The organism is uncultured Methanofollis sp. (assembly GCF_937919355.1).
Classification (GTDB): Archaea; Halobacteriota; Methanomicrobia; order Methanomicrobiales; family Methanofollaceae; genus Methanofollis.
This window is the reverse complement of sequence record NZ_CALFSA010000203.1, coordinates 1-3,839: the sequence shown is the minus strand read 5'-3', so window position 1 is coordinate 3,839 and position 3,839 is coordinate 1. Positions and strand designations below refer to the sequence as shown.

Below are 3,839 nucleotides of genomic sequence, written 5' to 3'. Positions count from 1 at the left end.
TGCTTGCGCTGCTGGTGGTCTAGAGAGAAGGCTCATACGACAGACGATCGACGAGGCAGTCGCGATTGGTCTGAAGTCTCTTGCGATCCTCCTGGAAAAGGGGGAGGAGATCTCGTGCGGGAGGGATTGATGGAGTCTGCTTCACCGGTGGACTGCAGGAACGTGCTTTATCGTAGAAGGTCAAAAAGGTCTTGCGATACAATTCCACTGTGACACTTTGGTGACAATATCGTCCAGTGTGCCTTTTGCGATCTCGTCATGGAGGGGGATTCGTGATCCGGTGTTCTCCGGAAGATGTATTCTTGCTCAACTGAACATGGCTGCCACGCTGCCGCAGGATGGTATAACCAGGCGAGCTGAGCACTTTCACCAGAAGAAAGCCACTAACAACCGGAGATTTTGGCAATTGAACCAACCTGAAGTTCGGTCAGGGATATTATCGTGATTTGCTCTCCGGCATCGATATTCTCTTCGAAGTGCAGTTCGACGGCGTCTTTGATATTGTTCATGAGTTCGTCAAGCGTTGCACCCTGCGTGAAGATGTCCACTCCCATGCCGCGGGCACACCAGAACTCACCATCATAGTATATGTCGAATTTTACCAGCATGTACGATCCCTCCTGATAGCGCATGGGTGGTGCACAATCATAAAAATATGACCGGGGGTGCGGGCGGCACTGTACCCGGCATGCACCCCTCGATATGATCCTCTCAGGTACTCTGTCTTAGAGAGTGAGATTGTGACGCCTCCAGTTCTGTCTCTCCTCTCAGATGAGCGGCAGTCTCCCCAAACCCCGAAAAAAAGTGGTGCTCTATTCAGTACCTGTACCACCGGCCCTTCTCGTCGTACTCGCCCACGACCTCCTCCTCGGCCTCCCTGATGTGCCGGGCATAGAAGGCGGCCTTGAACGCGAGGGCGAAGGGGACGAAGACGGCGACGAAGAGGGCGTAGACGAGGGCGATCGCCCATATGCCGTCGGGTCCCAGGATGGCGGCAAACTCGGCCTGGGCCGCGGTAGCATTGGCGGCGTCGAAGGCGAGGGTCTCTCCGCTCTCGACGATGGGGGCGAGTTTGTCGTAGAGGAAGGCCGTGAGGAGGATGAGCGCGGCGAAGCCGAGACCGATGAATGCCGCGATGTTCGCCGCATAGAAGAGGAGCACATTCCAGAGGTCGGTGAGGACGAGGGCGGCGCTCCGCTGGAGGGAGGCGAAGACGCCGAGTTCCTCGGTCACCGCCGCGGCGTCGTAGAAGTACGCGAAGAAAGCGAAGGAAAGTGCCACCCCGAGGACCGCCGAACCGACCGCCCCGACCGCTCCACTCCCGGTGAGGACGGCGACTGGTATGGCGAGGAGAATGAGGGTCACGGCTGCCGCAAAGATGAGGACGATCGCCGGGAGGAGGACCCTGAAGTAGCCCTTCTTCCCCTCTTCCAGGAATGCGGCGAGGCTCCCGTCCTGTCTGTGCATCGCCCCGAGTGACCCCGCAACAAAGAAGGGGAGGACGAGGAGGCCGAAGAGGAGAATCTTTCCGGCGAAGAACATCTCGCCGGAGAGTTCGAGCATGAAGTCGAGACCGAGGGCCGCGCCCATGATGATCCCGGTCGTCCAGACGAGAGGGATTCTGGTAAGGAGGTTGAAGGCCTCCTGCAATGACCCGAACACCTGATCACCGGTTCCTGGGCATGGCGACGATCTCCCTCACCTGCAGGTCGAAGAAGGCTGCGGTGTGGGCGGGCCTGATCACGCAGACAGTGTCTGCGCCCGTTGCTGTCCCGCCGACGGCCACGACCTCCTCGTCCACCCTGACAGCGCCCTGGTCCGCGGCGATGAGGCAGCACTCGACGGCCACCTTCAGGCCGACGGCGATTGTGCGGCGGAGGGACTCGGCGATCGCCTCGGTCCGCGACGCACCCCCGAGCTTCGGCGACCGTGAGATGGCGCGTTCAAGGCCGGAGAGGACATGCGTCCCGGTGACGATCACGGCCCCTGCCGCCCGCAGGGTCTCCGCGGCCGCCCGGTCGAACTCCCAGACGCCGGGTGCGGAGAAACCGACGGCATGGGTCACCACCACCAGGCGGAGACCTGTCCCCTCCATCACCCGGAGGAAGGTGAGGGCCGTCTTCCCGGTGCAGCTTGCGACGACGACTGTGCCGATCCCCTCCTCGCGTGCGCGTTCAACCGCGAAGCGAGCGGCGTCCTCCGTGTTCGCCGCGCCGGGTGCGTCGAAATAATATGTCTTCCTCGTGCTGTATCCCATGGTACCAGATTATTAAGAGTGCAAACGTAAAAGAGAATTGTTATGATTACCCTAGCATTAGCCGGAAAACCAAACTGCGGCAAATCCACTTTTTTTAAGGCCGCAACCATGGCGCAGGTCGAGATCGCCAACTACCCCTTCACCACCATCGACGCGAACCACGGCGTCGCCTATGTGCGCACCACCTGCCCGTGCAAGGAACTCGGTATCAAGGGTTGCACCCAGTGTCATGACGGCGTCCGCTTCGTGCCTGTCGGCTTCGTCGACGTCGCCGGACTCGTTCCCGACGCCCACAAAGGGAGGGGCCTCGGCAACCAGTTCCTGGACAACCTCAGGGAGGCCGACGCCATCCTCCATGTCGTGGACGCAAGCGGCGGGACTGACGCCGAGGGCAACCCTGTAGATCCCGGCAGCCACGACCCGAGGGAGGACGTCACCTTCCTCTCCTTCGAGATGACGATGTGGGTCCACGGCATCCTGGCCAAACACTGGGCCCGTCTCCAGAGACAGGCGCAGCAGAAGACCTTCGATGCCTACGAGGCTGTCGCCGGTGTGCTTGCAGGCCTCGGCGTCACCTACGAGGACGTGAAGGAGGTCGCCGCCGGGCTCGACCTCGACCTCCGCAGGGCGAGCGAGGAGGACCTTGTCCCCCTCTGCGAGCGCCTGCTTGCACGGACAAAGCCCGTCGTCTTTATCGCGAACAAGATGGACATGGCCCCTGACGTCCTCATCGACGAGATGAAGGAGATGGGCGGTGTCCCGACGAGTTCCGCGGCCGAACTCGCCCTCAGGATGGCGGCCGACGGAGGCTTCATCACCTACCTGCCCGGCGACGCCTCCTTCACCATCAAGCCCGACGCGAAGCTGAGCCCCCAGCAGAGGGCGGCCCTTGAAAAATTGCAGGCCCTCGTCGTAAAATACGGCGGCACCGGCGTCCAGCAGGCGATCAACAGGACCGTCTTCGAGAGTCTCGACCAGATCGTCGTCTACCCGGTGGAGGACGAGCACCGCTTCACCGACAAGCAGGGCCGCGTCCTCCCCGACGCCTTCCTGATGAAGAAGGGCTCGACCCCGAAGGATCTTGCCTTCCGCGTCCACACCGATATCGGCGAGGGCTTCCTGTACGCCGTCGACGCACGGACAGGCATGCGGATCAAGGAGAGCACCGAACTGAAGGAAGGTGACATCATCAAGATCGTGAGTGTCAGGAAGTGAGAACAAAAAGATACCTTTTTTTATACCGGGATGTGATCTTCACCTATGGGCGGCGAGGTCTACCAGGCGCAGGTGTTGCGGAACTTTTTCGACACCATCACCGGACCTGACCGGAACCTCACCCGGATATTCATGTGTGTCGTCTCCCTGGCGAAGCTGCGGATGGAACCGCCGGAGACGATGGCGCGCCTCATGGACCAGTTGAGGAAGAGCCAGCAGCACCGCGAACTCTCGGTGGACGTCCTCGACTACATGTGCTCGTGCGCGAGCGAGATCGACCTTGTCTCTGTCCAGACGGCCTTCGGCGTGAAGGAGGTCAGGGAGATCGCTGAGTCCTTCGACGGCATCTCGATCGACTCGTTCTGAG

The 3,839-nt window shown here is 61.0% G+C and carries 5 protein-coding genes; 2 read left to right on the top strand and 3 right to left on the bottom strand.

All coding sequences use genetic code 11. The features are described 5' to 3' along the window. Positions 1–383: 383 nt before the first annotated feature. From Q0520_RS09835 to Q0520_RS09825, 3 genes are all read right to left on the bottom strand, one after another. Complete coding sequence (locus Q0520_RS09835) at positions 384–608, bottom strand: type II toxin-antitoxin system HicB family antitoxin (protein WP_298669512.1); 225 nt, start codon at positions 606–608, stop codon at positions 384–386. Positions 609–816: 208 nt separating this feature from the next. Continuing rightward, entirely contained in the window at positions 817–1,662 is an 846-nt protein-coding gene (locus tag Q0520_RS09830; protein WP_298669510.1) for a hypothetical protein, read from the bottom strand. Between the two features lie 4 nt (positions 1,663–1,666). Then, positions 1,667–2,257, bottom strand: a complete 591-nt coding sequence (locus Q0520_RS09825; protein WP_298669507.1) for a pyruvate kinase alpha/beta domain-containing protein — start codon at positions 2,255–2,257, stop codon at positions 1,667–1,669. Positions 2,258–2,299: 42 nt separating this feature from the next. On the opposite strand from Q0520_RS09825, the gene Q0520_RS09820 reads away from it, so the two are divergent. Next, positions 2,300–3,472, top strand: coding sequence for a redox-regulated ATPase YchF (locus Q0520_RS09820; RefSeq protein ID WP_298669505.1), 1,173 nt, complete (start codon positions 2,300–2,302; stop codon positions 3,470–3,472). A 45-nt stretch (positions 3,473–3,517) separates the two neighbouring features. Next, positions 3,518–3,838, top strand: a complete 321-nt coding sequence (locus Q0520_RS09815) for a hypothetical protein (protein WP_298669503.1) — start codon at positions 3,518–3,520, stop codon at positions 3,836–3,838. Position 3,839: the final 1 nt, after the last annotated feature.